Origin of the sequence: Janthinobacterium sp. P210005 (genome assembly GCF_036231865.1) — a bacterium.
GTDB lineage: Bacteria > Pseudomonadota > Gammaproteobacteria > Burkholderiales > Burkholderiaceae_D > Janthinobacterium > Janthinobacterium kumbetense.
Window position 1 is genome coordinate 484190 of the sequence record NZ_JAZARC010000003.1, and the last position, 22200, is coordinate 506389.

At 62.7% G+C, this 22200-nt stretch carries 16 protein-coding genes; 2 read left to right on the top strand and 14 right to left on the bottom strand.

What is annotated here, in order from left to right:
* Window positions 1–40 precede the first annotated feature (40 nt).
* The 13 genes from VPH40_RS15930 to leuS all read right to left on the bottom strand — a co-directional run bounded on the left by VPH40_RS15930 (window position 41) and on the right by leuS (window position 19834).
* Window positions 41–2935 (bottom strand): YjbH domain-containing protein, encoded by a 2895-nt coding sequence (locus tag VPH40_RS15930; RefSeq protein ID WP_373610057.1) that lies wholly within the window; start codon window positions 2933–2935, stop codon window positions 41–43.
* 424 nt (window positions 2936–3359) lie between these two features.
* Window positions 3360–4061, bottom strand: coding sequence for a DUF4197 domain-containing protein (locus tag VPH40_RS15935; protein WP_328573934.1), 702 nt, complete (start codon window positions 4059–4061; stop codon window positions 3360–3362).
* 182 nt (window positions 4062–4243) lie between these two features.
* Complete coding sequence (locus tag VPH40_RS15940) at window positions 4244–5818, bottom strand: SEL1-like repeat protein (protein WP_328573935.1); 1575 nt, start codon at window positions 5816–5818, stop codon at window positions 4244–4246.
* Window positions 5819–5820: 2 nt separating this feature from the next.
* Window positions 5821–8025, bottom strand: a complete 2205-nt coding sequence (locus tag VPH40_RS15945; protein ID WP_099666283.1) for an EAL domain-containing response regulator — start codon at window positions 8023–8025, stop codon at window positions 5821–5823.
* Between the two features lie 5 nt (window positions 8026–8030).
* Complete coding sequence (locus VPH40_RS15950; RefSeq protein ID WP_257218830.1) at window positions 8031–10184, bottom strand: HDOD domain-containing protein; 2154 nt, start codon at window positions 10182–10184, stop codon at window positions 8031–8033.
* Between the two features lie 202 nt (window positions 10185–10386).
* The gene (locus VPH40_RS15955; protein ID WP_218965298.1) at window positions 10387–11667 is read right to left on the bottom strand and encodes a multidrug effflux MFS transporter; all 1281 of its coding nucleotides are present in this window, start codon (window positions 11665–11667) and stop codon (window positions 10387–10389) included.
* Between the two features lie 180 nt (window positions 11668–11847).
* Window positions 11848–13050, bottom strand: coding sequence for a THUMP domain-containing class I SAM-dependent RNA methyltransferase (locus VPH40_RS15960; RefSeq protein WP_373610056.1), 1203 nt, complete (start codon window positions 13048–13050; stop codon window positions 11848–11850).
* An 87-nt stretch (window positions 13051–13137) separates the two neighbouring features.
* The gene (locus VPH40_RS15965; protein WP_289912769.1) at window positions 13138–13752 is read right to left on the bottom strand and encodes a 2-hydroxychromene-2-carboxylate isomerase; all 615 of its coding nucleotides are present in this window, start codon (window positions 13750–13752) and stop codon (window positions 13138–13140) included.
* Window positions 13753–13762: 10 nt separating this feature from the next.
* Complete coding sequence (locus VPH40_RS15970) at window positions 13763–14200, bottom strand: CopD family protein (RefSeq protein ID WP_034745744.1); 438 nt, start codon at window positions 14198–14200, stop codon at window positions 13763–13765.
* Window positions 14201–14270: 70 nt separating this feature from the next.
* Window positions 14271–15542, bottom strand: a complete 1272-nt coding sequence (locus VPH40_RS15975) for a glutamate-5-semialdehyde dehydrogenase (RefSeq protein WP_328573936.1) — start codon at window positions 15540–15542, stop codon at window positions 14271–14273.
* 23 nt (window positions 15543–15565) lie between these two features.
* The gene (holA, locus tag VPH40_RS15980) at window positions 15566–16582 is read right to left on the bottom strand and encodes a DNA polymerase III subunit delta (protein ID WP_305054192.1); all 1017 of its coding nucleotides are present in this window, start codon (window positions 16580–16582) and stop codon (window positions 15566–15568) included.
* Between the two features lie 10 nt (window positions 16583–16592).
* Window positions 16593–17192 carry an LPS-assembly lipoprotein LptE gene (locus VPH40_RS15985; RefSeq protein ID WP_099666275.1) on the bottom strand — a complete coding sequence of 200 codons (600 nt, stop codon included), beginning with the start codon at window positions 17190–17192 and terminating at the stop codon, window positions 16593–16595.
* Window positions 17193–17194: 2 nt separating this feature from the next.
* Complete coding sequence (leuS, locus tag VPH40_RS15990; protein WP_099666274.1) at window positions 17195–19834, bottom strand: leucine--tRNA ligase; 2640 nt, start codon at window positions 19832–19834, stop codon at window positions 17195–17197.
* A gap of 145 nt (window positions 19835–19979) precedes the next feature.
* Here leuS and VPH40_RS15995 point away from each other — a divergent pair, with 145 nt between their 5' ends.
* Both VPH40_RS15995 and VPH40_RS16000 read left to right on the top strand, forming a co-directional pair.
* Window positions 19980–20768, top strand: a complete 789-nt coding sequence (locus VPH40_RS15995; RefSeq protein WP_305054194.1) for a helix-turn-helix domain-containing protein — start codon at window positions 19980–19982, stop codon at window positions 20766–20768.
* A 91-nt stretch (window positions 20769–20859) separates the two neighbouring features.
* The gene (locus VPH40_RS16000) at window positions 20860–21225 is read left to right on the top strand and encodes a VOC family protein (protein WP_305054195.1); all 366 of its coding nucleotides are present in this window, start codon (window positions 20860–20862) and stop codon (window positions 21223–21225) included.
* Between the two features lie 6 nt (window positions 21226–21231).
* On the opposite strand, the gene VPH40_RS16005 is transcribed toward VPH40_RS16000, so the two are convergent.
* On the bottom strand, window positions 21232–22137 hold the full coding sequence (locus tag VPH40_RS16005; RefSeq protein WP_305054196.1) for a LysR substrate-binding domain-containing protein: 906 nt from the start codon (window positions 22135–22137) through the stop codon (window positions 21232–21234).
* Between the last annotated feature and the right edge of the window lie 63 nt (window positions 22138–22200).

The window sequence follows — 22200 nt, forward strand, 5'->3', positions numbered from 1 at the left end:
TGGATGAATGTTGTATGAATAAAGGGAGCGCCATGCGCGCTTAATACTTGCCCTGCCAGGTCACGCTGATTTCTTTCGGGCCGGGATTGATCGACAAACCCGATTTGCTCTGGTCGCGCTGCGCGTGCCACAGCCAGCTGCCCATGGCGTAGCCCAGGATGCCGCCGGCGACCGTGTCGGACACCCAGTGCTTGCGGCCGAACACGCGGCCGGCGGAACCCACGGCGGCCACGCTGTACAACCATGGCGCATCGTATTCCTTGGCAAATGGCGTCACGGCAGCAAAGCCGATCGCGGCATGCGCGGAAGGGAACGACGAGTTCGAACGGGAACTGCCGCTGCCGACGCGGCTCCACGTTCCGAGGTCTTCCTCTGGTCGGGCGCGGCCAAACGCATATTTTCCGGCCACTGCCACGCCCGTTGCCACGGCAACCGATTGCAGGGAAATGAGTCCCGTATTTTGCATGCGCTCATCGCCCAACGCGAAGGCGGCGGCAGCGGCGCCCACTGCCGCGTATGGCATGGCCTTGCCCAGCTTGTCCCAGTTGCGGTAGACCTTGGAATCCTCGTGCTTCTTGACGAAACGGTCGACGGGCTTGTCGCTGAGGGCTGATGCCAGCACCACGCCCCCGACCACCGCCGTCGCCTTGAGCCACTCAGGGGCGCTGGGCGTCGCAGATGCGGATTGCTCCAGGCGCGCGCGCATGGCGGGCCATGGACTGACAAACGGCCGGTCTGGCGGATTGACGGCAGGCAGGTGCTGTTCGTCCGGGCGCTCCGCAAAGTTGCCCAGGCCATCGTAGCTGTGCATGTCGGCACGCGGGCGCTCGAACATGTCGTACAGGTCGCCAGGCGAGGCCACCATCTGCCCCACGTCGCGCGTCCATGGCGCAATGGCAAAGCCGGCCGTTGATTGCGTATCCATCGGCAACATACTGTTCAGCGGCACGGACAGGAAGATGCCACGGTCCTGATACGGCTTCGACGGCGTGCCAGGGCTGGTGATGTCGTTGCCGTTCGTATGCGTGTACCACGCGCCGACTTCGATGCCGGACTGGAAGCGGCGCTTGAACTCCACGCGCACGCCCGTGTCTTTGGCCAGGAAGCGGCCGGCGCGCGCCGTCACGGTAATATCGTGCGGCAAGCGGTAATGCAGGGAACCGATCGCCGTCACCGTCTTGTAGTCGCGCGAATCGAGCAAGCCCTTGTAGCCACGCTGCTGCAAGGCATCGACAGCCACGTCGGCCGCCCAGCGGCTATCCTTCGGCAGGTACAGCACCTGGCCGCCCACGCCGCGGAACATGTCTTCATACAGGCCGGCCGACATGCGGGTATATACGCGCTCGGCGGGATTGTTGTATTTGTTCAGCAAGACGCGGCTCAGCGAGAACCGCCCGCCGCGCAAATACTCCGCGATATCGGTACGCACGTGCGGCAAATTGCTGTTCGATGGCTGCTTGACGCCCGATACGGTTTCCAGCAACTGCAGGCTGGCGGCGCTATTCAGGTACAGGCCGTCGCCGAGGCGGCGGTCGTAGTTGGCCACGGCCGAGATCGAATAACGGAAGGCGCCGCTCGGGTCATTGAAGAAGAAGCCCACCTTGGGAGCGACCTTGAAACGGTTCGCTTCCCGGTCCAGCGATTTGATTTGCACCACGTCGCCATCGACGCCAACGCCGACGGCCAGCTTGCCATCGTCCTGCAGGACATTGGCGGCGTTGGCGGGAGCCGGTGCGGAAACGGCAGGAGCAGACGCCGCGGGCGCCATGGCAGTCGCGGAAGCGGCGGCAAGTACCGGCGCGGGCGCAGGTACTGGCGCAGGTGCTGCGGCAACGACGGGTGCCGGCTTGTCGAGGAATTCCTGCAGCCAGCCTTGCTGATCGTCCCGGATGACATCGCTTTTTTCAGGGTAGCGCAGCAGCACGACGTCGAGGAAGGCCTTGCGGTCGATCTTGCCTGCCAAATAGTCATTCAGTTTTGGCAAATCAAAGAATTCGTAGGTGGCGATTGGCTGGTCCAGCTTGGTATACGTGATGCGCAAGGTCGTCACGCCCTTTGGCGCGAAGGCGACAGCCGTGCGCGCGGCACGGCCAACGGCGCGACCCATGTTCGAAATCCGGCTGTTGGTCAGACTCAGGCTCAGGACATTGCCTTCCTGCTCGACACGGATGTTCTTGTAGTCCTGCTTCACCAGGGCATTGACCAGGTCGGCGCCATACACGGCGTCGCGGTGCCATTCTTCCTTGCTTGGCAGCGGTGGCGGATTCTTGTCATCCACGAAATACGGCGGTTCGTACACCTTGGGGACAAACTCGCGTTCGCCAAACGGAATGCTGATATAGGCGTTCACGCTGAACTGGTCGCGGTTACGGGCCGCTTGCAAGGCAAGCCAGCCCCAGCGGTACTCCAGGCCCACGGACGCGCCTTTGCGGCGCTTGCCGGCGTCCGTTTCGCTGGCACGGAAGTCGCGCAAGTAATTCGTTGTATCGTATTCGGCCACCACCGACCAGCGTGGCAGCGCGGCCGGCGTCCAGCGCGCGCCGGCGAACACCCCGTCCGGGCGTTTATGAGCATAGCCGAGGCTCGCTTCGATATTCTTGCTGACGCCAAATGTCTTGGTGGCAACCACATATTGGCCCTTGAACAGCTCGGTACCGAACAAATCCGTCATGCCGACGGCAACGGACGGCATCCACTCCGTTTCTGTCCACAGGCGCAATTTGCCGTCGACGACTTTATCCTTGTAGCGGCCATAGCCACTGCCATATTCACCGGGCACATTGGTAAAACCAGGTATGCCCGTGATCGACACATAACGTCCCGTCATTTGCAGGAAAGGCAGGATATTGGCCGTGGCCCATAACTGGCCATACGGGCTGTCGTAGCTGTAGCCGACGCTGAAGGTGCCATCCGTTTCCACCACGGCGCTGGGCATATTGATATACCCGGACTGGCCACCATGATTCGGGGTCGCGGCCATCACCGAAGGCGCGCCAAGCACCAGACAGCCACACCAGGTATATTTGATTGATTTTCTGAGTACGCTTAACAAATCCGGCTACCTAAAGATCCTGCACCTGGAATTCCTGACAATGTCTTCAGAAAATCAATGAGCTTGGGGAAAAGTGAATGAAACGAAAAAAGGCCAACCCACGGGCATCTTGCAATGCCACGTATCAGTTCGCCACTAAAACTAGGCACTCCCGGGCAACAGATCGTTGCTTAATCATGCCTCAGGAATATATGTCGCAGAATTTTAACATTGTTTTCTTGTAGCAAATGCTTAACTTGTTTCCCTAGCGCCACACCTCCCCCTGCACCGCAAACGCCGCCTGCGGCGCTGCGGCAGGCGGGAAAGGTCACTTCAAACTGCCAAATACTTTGCCGATAATCTTGCTGCCATATGCGAGCGGATTGCTGCGGATGGCTTTTTCTTCCTCGCCGATCATCAGGTACAGGCCGTCAAGCGCACGGTCCGTGACATAGCCTTCCACCGTCGATTGCTGCTGCGGCACCAGTCCCGTCTTGCCGATCTGGCTCATGGTGCTGTTGTACTTGCTGGCCAGGCCGGAGCGGTCGGTAACGGATTTCACGATGGGCAGGAATTTGACGGCCAGGGGTGCCGATGTCTTCTGGCGGAAGAAATCCGTGACGGAGGTATCGCCACCGGACAGGATATTTTTTGCATCGCTCACGCTCATCGATTTGACAGCGTCGAGCAACAAGGGCTTGGCCATGGGCACGGCCGACTCGGCGGCACGGTTCATCGACACCACCAGATCGTCCAGTTGCTGGCCGCGGCCCGTCATTTTCAGCAAGGGCTTGGCTTGTTCCAGGATGCCGGGCAACTTGATCTTCACCTTGTCGTTATTGAGAAAACCATTTTCGATGCCCAACTTGGCAACGGCGGCGGCCGATCCGGCTTCCAGCGCCGCCTTCAAGCCATTGCTCGCATCCTGGTTACTGAGGGCATCCAGGGGACCGGCGCCGGCGCCGGACGACAGCAACACCAGCGCACACAGGAGGACGGCCGAACGGCCAGGGAAAGGGTTCAGGCGCATAGTTTTCCTTTTCTAAAGAATAGACAGACTACCTTCTGCTGGAACCTTAGCACATCAAAACTGCAAATACTGCAGCAATTTTTTGCGTGTTGGGGGAAACAAGGGGTGCCACAGATGGCGAAGGGAAAGGACTATACAACACCGGCTGTTGTATCCGCGCACGCTAACGCCGGCGGCATAGTTTAGGCTGCTATCGCCGCCAGCTGTTCGCGCACCCGCGCCAGATCCGTCTCGCGCATGCGCGCCGCCGTCTGGCGCAGGGATTTTTCCGCGCCCGCCACGCCGGCCGCCGCCGCCATCGACAGCCAGATATACGCCTGCTGCAAATCGAGCGGGCCACCCTGGCCGCTGGCCGCCATCAAGCCCAGATTCATTTGCGCCCGCGCATGGCCCTGACGCGCGGCCAGCGCATACCAGTCCCAGGCCGCGGCATAATCCTGCGGCACATCCTGGCCATTGTCATGCCTCAGGCCCAGCGCAAACTGGGCCAGGCTGTGGCCCTGCGCGGCCGCACGGCAGTAACAGGCGCAGGCCAGCTGGCAGTCTGGCGCCGGACCATCGTCGCGGTCGTGCAGCACGCCCTGCATGTATTGCGCCGGCGCATAATCCTGCTCGGCGGCGCGGCGGTACCACTCCAGCGCCAACGACAGATCCTGCGGCACGCCCTGGCCATGTTCATAGCGCAGGCCCAGGTCGAACTGGGCCCGCACATGCCCCTGGTCGGCCGCCTTGCGATACCAGAAGATGGCTTCCTGCGCATCGGCAGGCATGCCCTGCCCATGCTCATGCAGGAGTCCCAGCTGATACTGGGCCGCGGGAAAACCCTGCCCGGCCGCCTGGCGATAGAACACTTGCGCCCGGGTATAGTCCTGCGCGCCATGTTCATGGTGCAGGCCCAGGTTGTGCTGGGCCGCCGCGTGCCCCTGGCCGGCCGCCTTCACGTACCACTCGAGCGCCGCCTGTTTATCGCAGGGCACGCCTTGGCCATTATCGTAGATCAAGCCCAGGTTGAATTGCGAACTGGCGTGGCCCTGCTCGGCCGCGCGCCGGTACCAAGTGATCGCCTGCCCGCTGTCCTGCGGCAGCACGTCGCCATTTTCATAGCGCAGCGCCAGGTTGAACTGGGCAGGCGCATAGCCCTGTTCGGCCGCCTTGCGCATCCAGGCCGTCGCCTGCTGGCGGTCCTGGCGCACGCCTTGGCCATTATCGTAGCGCAGACCCAGGTTGAACTGCGCCCGTGCATAGCCCTGTTCGGCCGCCTTGCGGTACCAGGCGATGGCTTGCACGAAGTCCTGCGGCACGCCCTTGCCATTGTCATACATCATGCCCAGATTGTTCTGTGCGCCCGCGTCGCCCTGTTCCGCCGCGCGGCTGAACCACAGCATGGCTTGCCCGCTATCTTGCACGAGTCCCTGGCCCTTTGCATACAGCCAGCCCAGGTTGTACTGGGCCGCAGCGTACCCCTGCTCGGCCGCCTGCTGGTACCAGTGCGCCGCCTGCGCAAAATCCTGCGCCACGCCCTGTCCCTTCTGGCACATCACACCCAGGTTGTATTGCGCATGCTCCAGGCCCTGCGCGGCGGCCAGGCCGTACCAGTGCAGCGCCAGCGCATAGCTTTGCTCAATGCCCTGGCCATTGAAATGCATGAAGCCCAGGCTGTGCTGGGCGTTCGCATTGCCCTTCTCGGCCAGCCCTTTCAGGCGCAGGTAGTCAGCCGTGTAATGAGCAGCCGTGTAGCGGGGGGCGGCAAGCGGCATGGTCAAGCTTCGATGGCCAGCGTCTGCGATAGCGCGGGAGCGGCATCGGCGATCAGGCGGTTCTGCTCCTGCAGCACGCCGATGAAGCTGCCCAGCGAGATGGGCCGGTGGTACAGATAGCCCTGCATCGTGGTGCAGCCCTTGTCCTGCAGATAGCGCGCCTGGCCTTCCGTTTCCACGCCCTCGGCGATCAGGTGCAGGCCCAGTCCCCGCGCAATCGAGATGATGGCCAGGATGACGGGATAGTGTCCATGCTCGTCGTGGATTTCCTTCACAAACGACTGGTCGATCTTGATGGTGTGGATGGGGAAGCGGTGCAGGTACGACAGCGAGGAATAACCGGTGCCGAAATCATCGATGGCCACCGACACGCCCAGCTGGCACAGCTTGTTCAACTGCTCGATCGCATACTGCGGGTTACGGATGCAGATGTTTTCCGTGATCTCCACTTCGATCTTTTCCGGCGCGATGCCATAGCGCGTCAGCGCGCCGCGCATCTTCTCGAAAAAGTCGCCCCGGTCCAGGTACTGCGGCGAAAGATTGAGCGACAGGCGCACGGCTTCGCCGCCGGCCGCATTCCACTGCACCAGATCACGGCACAGGGCGCCCAGCATCCAGTCCGAGATCGGCAGCATCAAGCCGTTTTCCTCGGCGAACGGCAAAAATTCGCCGGCCGTCAGCAAGCCCCGTTGCGGATGGTTCCAGCGCATCAGGCCTTCGGCGCCGACGATGCGGCCCGTCATCACGTCCACCTGCGGCTGGTAATACATCTCCAGCTGGTTCAGCTCCAGCGCCTTGCGCAGGCTTTGTTCGAGCGCGATCTTCTGGTGCGACACGTCGAGCATGGACTCGTGATAAAAACTGTGGCCGTTCTTGCCCAGCGCCTTGACCTGGTACATGGCGATGTCGGCATGGCGCAGCAGTTCGTCGATGGTCTCGCCGTCGCCCGGATAGATGGCGATGCCGATGGAAGCCGAAATATGCACCTGGTTGCCATCGAGGTCGAAGGGTTGGTGCAGGCATTCGAGGAACTTGTCGGCAATCAGGCGCGCATCCTGGCGGTCGCGCAGTTCCGGCAGCACGATGGTGAATTCATCGCCGCCCTGGCGCGCCAGGGTATCGCCGCGGCGCAGGCAATCCTTCAGGCGCAGCGCCACCTGCTGCAGCAGCTCGTCGCCCTTCACGTGGCCCAGGGTATCGTTGACCAGCTTGAAGCGATCGAGGTCGATGAACATCACGGCCAGCTCCGTCAGCTTGCGCCGCGCCTGGATCACGGCCAGCCCCAGACGGTCCTTGAACAGCATGCGGTTCGGCAGGTCCGTCAGGATGTCGTGATAGGCCTGGTAGGAAATGACTTCCTCGGCGCGCTTGCGGTCGGTGATGTCGCGCGCCACGCCGTAGGTGCCGAAGTATTCCTGCTTCCGGGCTTCGTGATCGTGGCTGTGCATGCCGATCGAATTGAGCGGAACCGTCATCAGGGTGTTGTTGAAGGTACGGTCACTGCCGCTGCCGCTATGGCACTTCAGGCGCAGTTCCACATTGCGCGACGCGCGCTCGTCGATGCGGCGCTCATTGAAGGCATAGCGCGCCCGCTCCTGGTCTTCATCGTGCACGAGGATCGAATAATGGCTGCCGATCAGCTCTTCGCGGCTAAAGCCCAGCAACTGGTGCACCCGATCGTTGATGAAGGTGATGCGGCCTTCGTGGTTCAGGGTGTAGATGATGTCGGGCGAGCTGTCGACCAGATAGCGGTACATCTTTTCCGAATTTTCCAGCTGCAGCGCGATGCGCTCGTTTTCCAGCGCCAGCTTGCGCTTCTGCAGCGCATTCTCCACCGTCTTGAGCAGCTCTTCGCGGCTGTAGGGCTTGCGCAGATAATCGTAAGCGCCGCGTTTCAGGGCGCCGATGGCCGCCTCGATGCCGACGTCGCCGCTCATGACGATCACGTCGCCCTCGATGCCGCGCCGGTTGATGTGGTCCATGATTTCATGGCCGCTCATGTCGGGCAGGCGCAAGTCGAGCAGGATCAGGTCGAAGCGCAGTTTCGACAACTGCGCCAGCGCCTCGCTGCCGCAGGTGGCCGTGTACAGCTGGTAGCCGCGGTCCTTCAGCAATTCGTGAAGGGAGGCGAGCAAACGGGGCTCGTCGTCGACCAGCAGGATGCGCGGGCTGTTTTCCAGGTCAAACGGAATGGCGGAGGAGTTCATGGACGTTACGAAGACAAAGCGGTATTGCCGGGCGCGGGCAGCGCGGCTGCAGCACTCGCTGGCAAGGGAATGGGCAGCAGAATTTCAAACGAGGTGCCGGACTTGCTGCTGCGGCAGCCGATCACGCCATGCAGGCGGGTGACCAGGTCATGCACGATGGACAGGCCCAGGCCGTGATGCGCCCCTTCCTTGCTGCTGCGCACAGGGGAAAACAGATTGGCCAGCACTTCCGGCGCCAGGCCGGCGCCATTGTCGCTGACGCACAATTCCAGGTACAGGCGACGGTCGCGGTTGACGTGGCCACGGTTCGCCACTTCGATGCGCCCGCCATCGGGCAAGGCTTCGACGGCGTTTTTCAGCAGGTTGAGCAGGATTTGCTTGAGCATGTCGGCATCGGCCTCCACTTCGCATGGTGCATCCTGCATGCGCGTGACCACCTCGATCTTCGGCGGCAGGAAGTCGGTGGCGCGGAACAGCCGCAGCACATCGTCGACCACGCGCGCGCAATCGGTCACGCCGCTGGCCGCCACCGGCTGCAGGTCGGCCAGGCCGCTGATCAACTGGCCGACCCTGTCGATTTCCTCGTTCAGGATCGACATCTCGCCCGTGACCGGCTCCTGCTTCTCCAGCTTGTGATCGAGCACGCTCAGGTAGTTCTTGATGATGGACAGCGGGTTATTCACTTCATGCACGACGCGACGCGACGCGGCGCGGTATTCCTCGGCCACGTGATCGAGCTGGCGCCGTGCCAGGCCGCGCGCGCTGATGGCCGTTTCCAGCGCCGTGGCGGCCTGGTTGGCATAGGCGCGCAGGAAACCCTCGCGCTTCTGGCACGCGGGAATCTGCCACGCCGCCACGCCGCCAATCAACACGCCCAGGCTGCGCTGGCCCGCCACTAGCGGCACGCAAACCAGGCTGTCGGTACCGAGAATGCGGAACAACTGCTCTTCGACGATGCCCAGCGCCGGCATGTCGCGCTTCAGGAACGCCAGTTGGCACTCCAGCGCCGAAGCGGCCAGGAGCCCGCCCTTGGCCAGCGGGATCGAGAAGCCGGCCAGACGCTGCTGATGTTCGCCCGCCGCAACGCCGACGAGCGCATGGCCGGTGGGGTTTTGCAGCAGGATGACGGCCGTGTCGAAATCGAACAGGATGCGCGCCGAGCGCGTGATGGCTTCGAGCAGGCTGCTTTCTCCCTGCTGGCGGGCGAAGGTCTGGCCCACTTCGGACACCAGCACCATATTGCGCACTTCATCGGACAGGCGCTGCTGCACCGGATCGACGGATGGCGGCGCATACGCGGGTGGCGTGGCGATATCATCCGCACCGGCCAGGTCGATGCCCAGGTGCTGCGCGGCCTGCGCCACCTGGCGCGCGACGCTGCCGGCCAGGTCTTGCAGTACGTCGACATCCAGCGCGCACAGGCTTGCCGCCTGCGTGATCGATTCCGCATCATCGGCATGGCAGCACAGCAGGTGCGCCAGGCGCACGATGCGAATCAGGGGATGGCTCGCTTCCAGGCGCGCCAGCGGTTCGTGGTGATACAGCACGCTGTCGGCCAGGAAGGAATCGAGATGCCAGCGCTCGATCAGCCAGGCGCCCGCTTCAGCATGCGTAATCTGCAAGGTGCGCTGCTCCACCGCGCACAGGGCGGCATCGTCGCGCGCCGTGAAATTGAACGCGTATTCCTTCGGCGCCGTGGCCAGCAAGGCCAGGCGGCCCACGTTGTGCAGCAAGCCGGCCAGATACGCTTCCTCGACGTGCGGATAGGCCATGGCCTTGGCCAGCGCGCGCGCCATGACGGCGGCCGACAGCGAACTTTTCCAGAAGGCGCGCAGATCCGTGCTGCCGGAATGGGGAAAGCTGTTGAAGGTCTGAAAGACGGATTCGCTGATGACCAGGGTCTTGATCATGTCCGTGCCCAGCGACACGAGCGATTGCTCCAGGCTGACGACCTTGCCCTGGCGATGGTAGGCCGAGCTGTTGGCCACGCCGAGTATCTTGCTGGTCATGCCCGCATCCTTGGCGATCAGGGCGGCCAGCTCCGGCATGCCGGCATCGTCGGCCTGCAGGTGGGCGATCAGCTTGATGAGTATCTGCGGCATGGCCGGCAGGCGGGCAATCAGCAGGCGATTGCGAATATCTTGATCAGATTGATGCATCGTATCAGGCATTGCCGGTTCGAAAAGGATGAGCGCTTAGCAGCGAAGCGCGGCCACGTCAGAGGAATCCTCTACTCCTGTAACCCAAAAAATGTCGCCTGAGAGGATGCCGGGAAAAGAAGTCATCTTATCATAAGCGCCGAATATTACTTGCAATATAGAAAATTAAGTTGAAATAAATCTAGCGTTCTGCAGTGGAAACTTATGCCTTGAAGGAACCCAGCAAACGGTGACGAAAGCGCCGCGATATCAGCCACAGCGCCAGCGCCAGGCCCGTAAACGCCAACTGGCCCGAGGCCAGCCACAGCACGGAACCGGACAGCAGCGGCGAGATCACGCCGGCCACCACGGCGCCCAGCAAGGTGCTGGCAAACGACTGACACGAAGCCACCGTGCCGCGGATATGCGGGAACAGATCGAGCGCCAGCAGGGTCGCGCCCGGCCCCACCAGCGACATGCCGAAGGTGTAGAAGAACAGCGGCAGCACCGACCAGGGCAAGGAGGGCGGCAGGAACAGGTGATACACGACATTGACGCTGGCGGCGCACAGCAGAAAAGCAAAGCCGATGCCGATCTGGCGCGCGAACGTCACCTTGCCGGCGATGCGGTTGGCCGCCGCGGCGCCCATGAAGATGCCGCTCACGCAGGGAATGAACAGCCAGCCGAATTGCGATGGCCCCAGGCCCAGCTGCTTGGGCAGCATTTCCGGCGCGGCCGTGATGAACAGGAACAGGCCCGCGAAATTGAGGGCGACGATGCCAGCCTTGATGTGGAACAGGGGCGAGCGCAGGATCTGGCCATAGCTCGAGGCGAGGAAGCGGGGATTGAACGGCTGGCGCTTTTCCATCGGCAGGGTCTCGGGCAGGCGCCAGTAGCAGAACGCCAGCAGCACCAGCGTGTAAAAGGCGAGGAACAGGAAGATCGAGCGCCAGTCGAACCAGATGACGATCCAGCCACCGAGAATCGGCGCCACCGCCGGGGCGATGGAAAAGATCATCGTCACCAGCGACAGCAGCCGCGCCGCCGCCGCATCGGCATACAGGTCGCGGATGATGGCGCGGCTGATCACCACGCCGGCGCCGGCCGAGACGCCCTGCATGATGCGGAAGAACCACAGGTAGTGCACCGTGTGCGCGGAAGCGCAGCCGAGCGAGCCGATGGCAAACATCAGCAGTGACACAAGAATGACGTTGCGCCGGCCAAAAGTATCCGAGATCGCGCCATGCCACAGCACCATGCCGGCAAAGGCCAGCATGTAGAACGTCAGCGACTGCTGTACTTCCAGCGGCGACGCTTGCAGCGAACCCTGGATCGCGCCAAACGCGGGCAGGTACGTGTCGATCGACAGGGGCCCCAGCATCGACAGCCCGGCCAGCATCATCGCCAGCGCACCGCGGCTCAGCGGCGCCATGTGGCTCGGCGTGGGAGGAGGAACGGGGGTAACCGGGTCGGGCGGCACATCGGCCGGAGGGGTGGGAAACATGGCGGATCCAAAATGGCGCGCGGACCGGTTACGGTCCGCGCGCGTGATACTGCATTTTTTAGCGCGTAAAACACCTGAGAAAACCGTAGCGAGCGGCCGCCAATTGTGGCCGAGAAGCGCAACCGTACAAAAGTACGGTGAGCATCGCAAGCCGCAAGTGGCAACGCGCAGTAGGTTTAATCAGATGTTTTTCGGTTTGGCTTCTTCTCTACGGTTGTAGCCGGCGACCATATCAAAGCGGAACAGACGGCATTCCAGCGCGCCGTTGAAGAATGGCGTCTTGCGTGCTTCCTTCAAACGCAGCAGCTTGGGCAGGCCCAGGTCGGCCGTGAACAGGAACACGGTCCAGCCGGCGAAACGCTGCTTCAGGGTCGTGCCCATGGCCGAATAGAAGGACGTCGACAGTTCGTCTTCCGGGATGGTGCTGTCGCCGCGCACACCGATACGCTCGCCGTACGGCGGGTTGGTCAGCATGATGCCCGGCACGTCGCTTGGCGGCTTGACTTCCTGCGCCTCGATCTGTTTCAAGGGCACGTCGAAGCGCACACCGGCGCAACGCAGGTTATGGCGTGTCATGGCGACCATGTCGCCCGAGATGTCGCTGCCGAAGATGGTCGGTTCGGCCGGCAACGGATTGACCTTGATGGCGTTTTTCATGGCATTCCACGGCGCCGGATCGAAGTCATGGAAGTTTTCAAACGCGAACTGGCGCGAGGCGCCCGGCGGAATCCCCTGCAGCATCTGCGCCGCTTCGGCCAGGATGGTGCCGGAACCGCACATCGGGTCGAACAGCACCATGCCAGGCTTCCAGCCCGACACGCGCAGCAGGCCGGCGGCCAGGTTTTCGCGCAGCGGCGCGTCGCCCGTCTCTTCGCGCCAGCCGCGCTTGAACAGGGCTTCGCCCGAGGTGTCGAGGTACACGGTAAACGTATGCGCGTCGAGGAAGCCGACGATGCGCATGTCCGGCGTCTTGGTGTTGACCGACGGACGCTCGTTGAACTGGTCGCGGAAGCGGTCGCAGATCGCATCCTTGATTTTCAGGGTCGTGAACTCCAGGCTGCGCAGCGGCGATTTGACGGCCGTGACGTCGACGCGGATCGTGTGGTGCACGCCGAACCAGTCTTCCCAGGATTGCGCCAGGGTCAGGTCATAAATATCGTTTTCCGTCTTGTAGCCGGAATGGGCCATGCGCATCAGCACGCGCGAAGCGATGCGCGAATGCAGGTTGATGCGATAGGAGTCCAGCAGGTCGCCCGAGCAGTGTACGCCGCCCGGCACCTGGTTGTGGACCTTCATGGTCGAACTATCGTGGGCGATCTCGCCCAGTTCCTCGGCCAGCGCCGCTTCCATACCGCGCGGGCATGGGCAAAAATATGAAGCCATGGTTGGTGTACCCTTATTCCATTGTGTTGAACGCCCGCTAAATTACAGGCGCTGCTTACTACGTTTAAAAAAACTGCTTTTGCTTGACTACCCTGCCAGCGCCCGTTCGACAAAATCGAGGCGGTCCTGGCCCCAGTACCCTTCGCCATCGACGATGTACCACGGCGAGCCGAACACGGAAGCGGCGGTCGCTGCCTCCGTGTTGGCGTCGTATTCGGCCTGCACGCTGGCCGTTTCCGACGTTTTCAGCAACTGGCGGCCATCGAAACCGGCGTCGAGCGCGATCTGCACCAGTGTTTCCTCGTCGCCGATGTTGCGCTCTTCCGCCCACAAGCCGCGCATGATGGCGTGCGCCAGGTTCAGCGACGCCTCCACGCCGTGCGCCAGGCGCGTGGCGATGATCAGCTTGGCCGACGCTTCCGGCGACACGGGAAAAAACTTGGGCTGCAAGGTCAGGGGAACTTGCAAAAAGGCCGACCAGCGTGCCAGTTCGGCCAGGCGATACGCCTGGCGCTGCGGTGCGCGCTTGGCCAGCGGCAGGCCGCCCGAGACGCTGAAAACCTTGCCCAGGTCGAAGGGTCGCACGTCGATCTGGGCGCCCGTCTTCGCGGCGATGGCCATCAGGCGTGCGTGCCCCAGGTAAGTCCATGGAGAGTGGGGCGCGAAGAAATACTGCACGACTTTGTTCTGACTTGCACTCATCTCGACTCCCTTAGAAAGGCTTGACCACGACCAGCACGACGACGGCCAGCAGCATCACCACCGGCACTTCATTAAACCAGCGGAACCATGTGTGGCTGCGCTTGTTGAGACCTTTTTCAAACTTGCGCAGGATGGATCCGCAAGCGTGGTGATAGCCGAGCAGCAGCACCACGAACGTCAGCTTGGCGTGCATCCAGCCCGGCATCTTCATGCGGCCTTCGCCCCCGCCGTACAGCATCCACATCAACGCCAGCCCCAGCACCATGGCCGGCAGCGCCAGCAGGGACATGAAGCGGTACAGCTTGCGCGCCATCAGCAGCAGGCGCTCGGTGGCCACCGTTTCCGTCTCCATCGCCAGGTTCACGAAGATGCGCGGCAAATAAAACAGGCCGGCAAACCAGGACATGACGAAGATGATGTGAAAGGCTTTGGTCCAGAGAAAGAGCATGGGGTTCCCAATGTCAGAAGTGGAGAGAAACGAGAGCACGGGCCGCCTTGTGGGCAGCCCGCGAAAAAGACTATTTGCGTACTTCGCCGTGGCCAAAGACCACGTACTTGAGCGAGGTCAGGCCTTCCAGTCCCACCGGGCCGCGTGCATGCAGCTTGTCGTTCGAGATGCCGATCTCGGCGCCCAGGCCATATTCGAAGCCGTCGGCGAAACGCGTCGATGCGTTCACCATCACGGAAGCGGAATCGACTTCGCGCAGGAAGCGCAGCGCATCGCTGTAGTCTTCCGTGATGATCGATTCCGTGTGCTTCGATGAATACTGGTTGATGTGGTCCATCGCTTCGTCGATGCCGTCGACGACCTTCACCGACAGGATCGCCGCCAGGTATTCGGTGCGCCAGTCTTCCTCTGTGGCGGCCACCAGGTGAGGATAGGCAGCGGCGGCCAGGATCGCATGGCTTTCCGGATCGGCGCGCAGTTCCACCTGCTTGGTCAGGTACAGTTCGGCCAGCTGCGGCAGCACGGTCGCGGCGACGGCGCGCGACACCAGCAGCGTTTCCATGGTGTTGCAGGTGCCGTAGCGGTGGCACTTCGCGTTGAAGCCGATATCGATCGCCTTCCTGATATCGGCCTTGGCGTCGATATAGACGTGGCAAATGCCATCGAGGTGCTTGATCATCGGCACGGTGGCCTCGCCCATCAGGCGCGCGATCAGGCCCTTGCCGCCGCGCGGCACGATGACGTCCACGTACTGCGGCATGGTGATCAGGGCGCCGACGGCAGCGCGGTCGGTGGTGTCGATGACTTGCACGGCATCGGCCGGCAAGCCGGCTCCCTGCAAGCCCTCGGCCACCAGCTTGGCCAGCGCGCGGTTGCAGTGAATCGCTTCCGAGCCGCCGCGCAAGATCGTCGCGTTGCCGCTCTTGATGCACAGGCCGGCGGCATCCACCGTCACGTTCGGACGCGCTTCATAGATGATGCCGATGACGCCCAGCGGCACGCGCATCTGGCCCACCTGGATGCCCGTCGGGCGGAACTTCATGTTCGAGATTTCGCCGATCGGATCGGCCAGCGACACGATCTGCGTCAAGCCTTCGACCATGGTGGCAATGGCAGCGTCGGACAGGGTCAGGCGGTCGAGCATGGCCGGCGCCAGGCCGGCGGCAGCGGCCGCATCGAGGTCGCGCTGGTTCGCCGCGCGCAGCAGGTCGGCATCGCGCACGATGGCGGCGGCAATCAGGCTCAAGGCGCGGTTACGCGTGGCGCTGTCGGCACGCGCCATGGCGCGCGAGGCGGCGCGTGCGCGCGTGCCCACGTCCTGCATATATTCTGTGATGTCCATGCTCGTATCCATATAGTAAAAAACTAGCCTCGGGCGATCTTCAGGCCCAACTGCAGCATGGCATCCCAGGCATCGCCCGCGTAGCCCTTGGCGCGCAAGCCCTTGATCATCTTGTCCACCTGCGCCGCCTGCTGCAGCGCCGCTTCCAGCACGGGTAGCGAAATGCGCCGCAGGGCCGGTTCCATCATCCGCTCACGCGGCCCCCAGATGCGGTATTCCTTCAGCAGCGCGCCCAATGGACGCCCTTGCGCCATGCCCGCCTTCAATTTTAACAGCGTGCGGATTTCTTCGGAGACGGCCCACAAGACCAGCGGCAGCGCCTCGCCCTCGCCTTTCAAGCCTTCGAGCATGCGCACCAGGCGCGCCGGATCGCCGGCCAGCATGGCTTCGGACAGCTTGAAGACATCATAGCGGGCCACGTTCAACACCGCGTCCTGCACTTGTTCATACGTCAGCTTACCCACGGCATGCAGCAAGCCCAGTTTCTGGATTTCCTGGTGCGCCGCCAGCAAGTTACCTTCCACCCGTTCGGCGATGAAGTCGATGCTGGCCCGTTCGGCGCTTTGTCCCTGCGCGGCCAGGCGCTGGCCTATCCACGCCGGCAACTGCGCCCGCTCCACGTTCGGAATCTCGATATATACGGCCGCCTGCTGCAGGCTGGCGACCCAGGCCGCCTTCTGCGTGGCCCAATCCAGCTTGGGCAAGGTGATCAGGGTCAGGTTGTCGGGACTGAGGTTTTTCGCGTAGCTTTGCAGCGCCGCGCCGCCATCCTTGCCCGGCTTGCCGGTGGGGATGCGCAACTCGATCATTTTCTTGTCACCGAATAGCGACAGCTCCTGGTTCGCCGCCAGCAGCTCGCCCCACTTGAAGCTGCGCTCCACCGTCAGCACGTCGCGCTCGGAGTATCCCTGCGCACGCGCCGCGCGGCGGATCTTGTCGGCCGCTTCCAGCGCCAGCAGGTGTTCGTCGCTGGTGATCACATACAGCTGCGCCAGCGGCTTGGCCACATGCCCATCGAGCGCGTCTATCCGCAATTGCATGGCGTCCCCGTCACTGCTGCGGGGCTGCCGGCGCGACAGGCGTCACGGGCGCCACTGGCGCCACCGACATGGCCGGCAGCACCGGCTTGATGGCGGCCAGGCGGCGCATGATCTGCTGCACCAGGTCGTTGCGCATGTCGCGGTACAGCGCCGCTTCTTCCGTTTCCTTGGCCAGTACCTGCGAGTCGTCGAAGGTGATCGGACGCACCAGGCTGATGGTCGTCGGCGCCAGCAACTGGTTGCCGGCCTTGTCCACCACGCGGAAATTGATCGAGTAGCCGAGTTGATACTCTTGTACCCGGCCATTTTTGTTCAGCGACAAAATAGTCTTGGTCTGATTCCTCTCCGGGTCGCTGAGCACTTCAAGGACGGCGTCGGCGCCATCCCTGGTATTCACCACTTCCGTGCTGCCAATGGCGCGGATATAGCGCTTCAGGCCGATCGCCAGCGGCGACGTGTCGGGCAAGCCGATGTACATCGTCGCGAACGGCAGCATGAAACTGCCGTTCGAACCGCGCAAATGGAAGCCGCAGGCCGACAGCAAAACAGTCAGGCCCAAGGCCAGCACGGCGCGGCGGCCCAACAGCGATACGGAAGAGGAAGTCGTCATGATTACACCACGATGCTGATTAACTTGCCTGGCACGACGATGATCTTCTTCGGCGTGGTCTCGACGTACTTCTGCACACTTTCGCACGCCAGCGCAGCCGCTTCGATGCTGGCCTTGTCCGCATCCTTGGACACGGTGATCGAGCCGCGCAGCTTGCCGTTCACCTGGATCATCATCTCGATCTCGGACTGCTCCAATGCAGCCGGGTCGACTTGCGGCCAGGCGACGTTGAGCAGGTCGCCGTGCACGCCCGCGTAGCCCAGTTCCTGCCACAGCACGTGAGTGATGTGCGGCGCGACGGGGTTGAGCAGGCGCAGGAAGATGGAGAAGCCTTCGGCGATCAGCGCCTTCGACTGCGCGCTATCGTCCAGCTTGGCCGATTCCAGCGTGTTGAGCATCTTCATGCAGGCAGACACCACGGTGTTGTACTGGATGCGCTTCAAATCGTAATCGGCTTGCTGCAGCAGCTTGTGCAATTCGCGGCGCAGGTTTTTCTGCGCGTCGCCCGTGGCCGGTGCGGCGCCGCCGGCCAGCGCGGCTTGAATCGTCGCCGACTGGGCGTAGCCGAAGTTCCACACGCGGCGCAGGAAGCGGTTCGCGCCTTCGACGCCGCTGCCCGACCATTCCAGCGTCTGTTCCGGCGGCGAAGCGAACATGGTGAACAGACGGGCCGTGTCGGCGCCGTACTGCTCGATCTGCGCTTGCGGGTCGATGCCGTTGTTCTTCGACTTCGACATTTTTTCCGTGCCGCCGATTTCTACCGGCTGGCCGTCGGCCACCAGGACGGCGCTTTGCGGACGGCCCTTGTCATCGAGCGACAGGCGCACGTCGTCCGGGTTGAACCAGGTGGTCTTGCCCACCGCGTCCTTGCGATAATATGTTTCGTTGAGCACCATGCCTTGCGTCAGCAGGTTGACGAATGGCTCGTCGAACTTGACCAGGCCGAAGTCGCGCATGATCTTGGTCCAGAAGCGCGCGTACAGCAAGTGCATGACGGCGTGTTCGATGCCGCCGATGTACTGGTCCATCGGCATCCAGTAATCGTTGCGCGCGTCGACCATCGCGTCGTTCGAGCCTGGCGAGGTATAGCGCATGTAATACCACGACGAATCGACGAAGGTATCCATGGTGTCCGTCTCGCGGCGCGCCGGCTTGCCGCACTGCGGGCAGTCGCACTGCAGGAAGGCTTCGTATTTGTTCAGCGGATTGCCCGTGCCGTCCGGCACGCAGTCTTCCGGCAGCACCACCGGCAAGTCTTTTTCCGGCACCGGCACCACGCCGCAATCGGCGCAATGGATCATCGGGATCGGCGTACCCCAGTAGCGCTGACGCGAAATGCCCCAGTCGCGCAGGCGGAACGTGGTTTTCTTTTCACCCAGGCCCAGTTCGGCCAGGTCGGCGGCCACCGCATCGACGGCGGACGCGAAATGCAGGCCGTCGTATTTGCCGGAAGCGACGCAGACGCCGTCCTTGCTGCCATACGATTCCTGCCAGGCGTCCGTCGAGAATTCCTGGCCCTTGACTTCGATGACTTGCTTGATCGGCAGGTCGTATTTCTTGGCAAAACCAAAATCGCGTTCGTCGTGCGCCGGCACGCCCATCACGGCGCCATCGCCGTAGGTGATCAGCACGTAGTTGCCGACCCAGACTTCCACTTGCGCACCCGTCAGCGGATGGGTGACGAACAGGCCGGTCGGCATGCCCTTCTTCTCCATCGTTGCCATGTCCGCTTCGATCACGGAACCGAGCTTGCATTCGGCGTTGAAAGCGGCCAGCGCAGGATTGCTTTGCGCGGCGTGGATGGCCAGCGGGTGCTCGGCGGCCACGGCGCAGAAGGTCACGCCCATGACGGTGTCCGGACGGGTGGTAAACACATACAGCTTGCCGTCGCCGATCAGGGCGCCATTCGCGTCCTTGATGTCATGCGGGAAGGCGAAGCGCACGCCTGTCGACTTGCCGATCCAGTTGGTCTGCATGGTGCGCACGCGCTCGGGCCAGCCCGGCAGCTTGTCATCCACATACGCCAGCAATTCTTCCGCATAATCGGTGATGCGCGCGTAGTACATGGGAATTTCGCGCTTTTCGATCAGCGCGCCCGAACGCCAACCGCGGCCGTCGACGACTTGTTCGTTGGCCAGCACGGTCTGGTCGATCGGGTCCCAGTTCACGGTACCGGTCTTCTTGTAGATGATGCCTTTTTCCAGCATCTTGAGGAACATCCACTGGTTCCATTTGTAGTATTCGGGCTTGCAGGCGGTCATTTCGCGCGACCAGTCGATGGCCAGGCCCATCGATTCCATCTGCTGCTTCATGTGGGCGATGTTCGAATACGTCCATTGCGCGGGCGGCACGTTGTTGGCCATGGCCGCGTTTTCCGCCGGCATGCCGAACGCATCCCAGCCCATCGGCATCAGCACGTTGTAGCCATTCATGCGCAGGTAGCGGTACATCACGTCATTGATCGTATAGTTGCGCACGTGACCCATGTGCAGCTTGCCCGAAGGGTAAGGCAGCATCGAACAGGCAAAATACTTGCCTTTTGGGAAACGCGGGTCGTGTTCGACGGCTTTATAGGCGTCGATCGCCTTCCAGTGCGATTGGGCGGCTTGTTCGACGTCGGCGGGACTATATTTATCTTGCATGATGTGCGGCCAATAGTGGATATGAACCGAGCATTATACTGGTTGTCGCCGCCCGATAGCGCGGCGCGCCGGCGGCCCGGTCTCGCATATTTCGGCCGGCGCACAATTATGCTATGTCGTATGCAACAATACATATGCCACAATCTTGTTCTTTGCATCAACGCCGACCATGATCGTCTACCAGGAATATCCGCCCATCCCCGCCCTGCGGCCGTGGCTGGACTGCGTCTGGACGTGTCGCGTGCAAACGGGCGCCACGCCCCTGACGCACCAGGTCTTGCCCGACAATTGCATCGACATCCTGTGCCAGGACCAGCAGGATGCCAGCTTTGCCGTGGGCATGATGACGGCGCCGATTGCCGTCCTCAGCCAGGGTCTCGTGCAAACGGTGGCGGCCCGCTTCAAGCCGGGCGCGGCGGCACACTTTTTCCAGCTGCCCTTGTGCGAACTCAGCGATGGCCGCACGGGCTTGCAGCAACTGTGGGGCCGCGAGCTGGCGGCGCGCCTGGCTGACGCCCTGTGGAGCGAGTCCTTGTCCAATGCGCAAAGAATTTCTATTTTGCAAGATTATCTGCTGCTGCGCCTGCGCACCGCGCCGCCACGGCGCCAGGCCGGCGCGGCCGAACATGCCATCGCGGCCATCGAGCGCGCATCCGGCCAGGTGCGCGTGGAGGGCCTGGCGCAGCAACTGGGCGTATCGCGCCAGCACCTGGCGCTGCAATTTCGCCAGCAAGTCGGCATCAGCCCGAAGCTGTTTGCCCGCATCTGCCGTTTTCGCGCCGCCAGCCAGGGCCTGACAAGCCTGGCGGGACAGCCGGACTGGGCGCAAGTGGCCTTGCAATATGGTTATTTCGACCAGTCGCACCTGATCCACGACTTCCAGGATTTCACCCGCAGCTCGCCCGAGGCGTGGCTGACGGGCCGGCGTGCATGACCACCTTCCATTTTTCCAATCGCGCGGCGCGCGCCGGTGGCATCATGGCGCAAGGTACTTCGCCGACTATTTCAACCAACAGGAGCAGAACATGATCAAGGGCTTGCGCACCGTCACCTATCCCGTCCCCGACCTGGACAAAGCCAAGGCCTGGTACAGCCAGGTATTTGGCACGGCGCCGTATTTCGACCAGCCGTTCTATGTCGGCTTTGCCATCGGCGGCTTCGAGCTGGGCTTGCTGCCGGGCGGCGAAGCGGGCACGCAGGGCAGCGTGACGTATTGGGGCGTGGACGGCATCGAACAGGAAGTCGAGCGCATCGTTGCGCTGGGCGGCACCCTGCACCACCCGATCACGGACGTGGGCGACGGCATCCGCACGGTGGAATTGCTCGACCCGTTCGGCAACCAGATCGGCCTGATCGACAATCCCCATTTCGATACGGCCAAGGTGGTTTGAATTGCCTCAGGCCGCTTCGCCCTGCAGCCATAGCCGGAACTGCTGCAAGGCCGTCTTTTCATGCGCCGTTTCAGGCGTGATCAGGTAATACGCGCGCTGACCGCGCAGTGGGCGCTCGCATGCGATCTGCAATTCGCCACGCGCCAGTTCCGCTTCGACCAGCATGCGTGGCAGTAAGACCACGCCCTGCCCTTGCACGGCCGCCATGGCCAGCATGGAAAACAGTTCGTAGCGGGCGCCGTAGTGCGCCCCGTCGCGCCCCTCGCCCTCGACCTGCATGGCGTCAAACCACTGGCGCCAGGCGCCCGGGCGCGTACTTTGTTGCAACAAGGTCAATTCCAATAAATCCTGCGGCTGCCACTGACTGCGCGCCGCCAGCAGGCGGGGGCTGGCGACGGGCACGATTTCTTCGTGCATGAGCAAGGTGGCGCGCGTGCCGGGCCAGCGCGCCAGCTGCTCGGGCGTGCCCGCGTACAGGGCGCCGTCGTATTCCGTATCGGCAAACATGAACGGTTTTGTATAGGCGTCGATATGCACGACGATGTCCGGATGCAAGTCCGCCAGCGAAGACAGCCGCGGCATCAGCCAGCGCGTGGCAAACGTGGGCACGGAAGCGAGCTGCAAGGCCCCGCCGCCGCCCTGGCGCGCCATGGTGTCGAGCGTGTCGCGCTCCAAGCCATCGAGGCGGGCGGCGATCTGCCGTGCATACGCGGCGCCGGCACTGGTCAGCAGCACGCCATGGCGCGTGCGCTGAAACAGTTGCACCCCAAGAAAAGTTTCCAGGGACGAAATCTGGCGCGACACGGCGCTTTGCGTCAGCGACAGTTCGCGCGCCGCATGCGTGTAGCTCTGGTGGCGCGCGGCCGCCTCGAAGCAGTTCAGCGCTTGCAGCATGGGGATTTTGCGTGACATGGGAATATCCGGCCGGTAAAAGAACGCCAGTATGCCGCAAGATATGCGTAGCACGCATGTCTG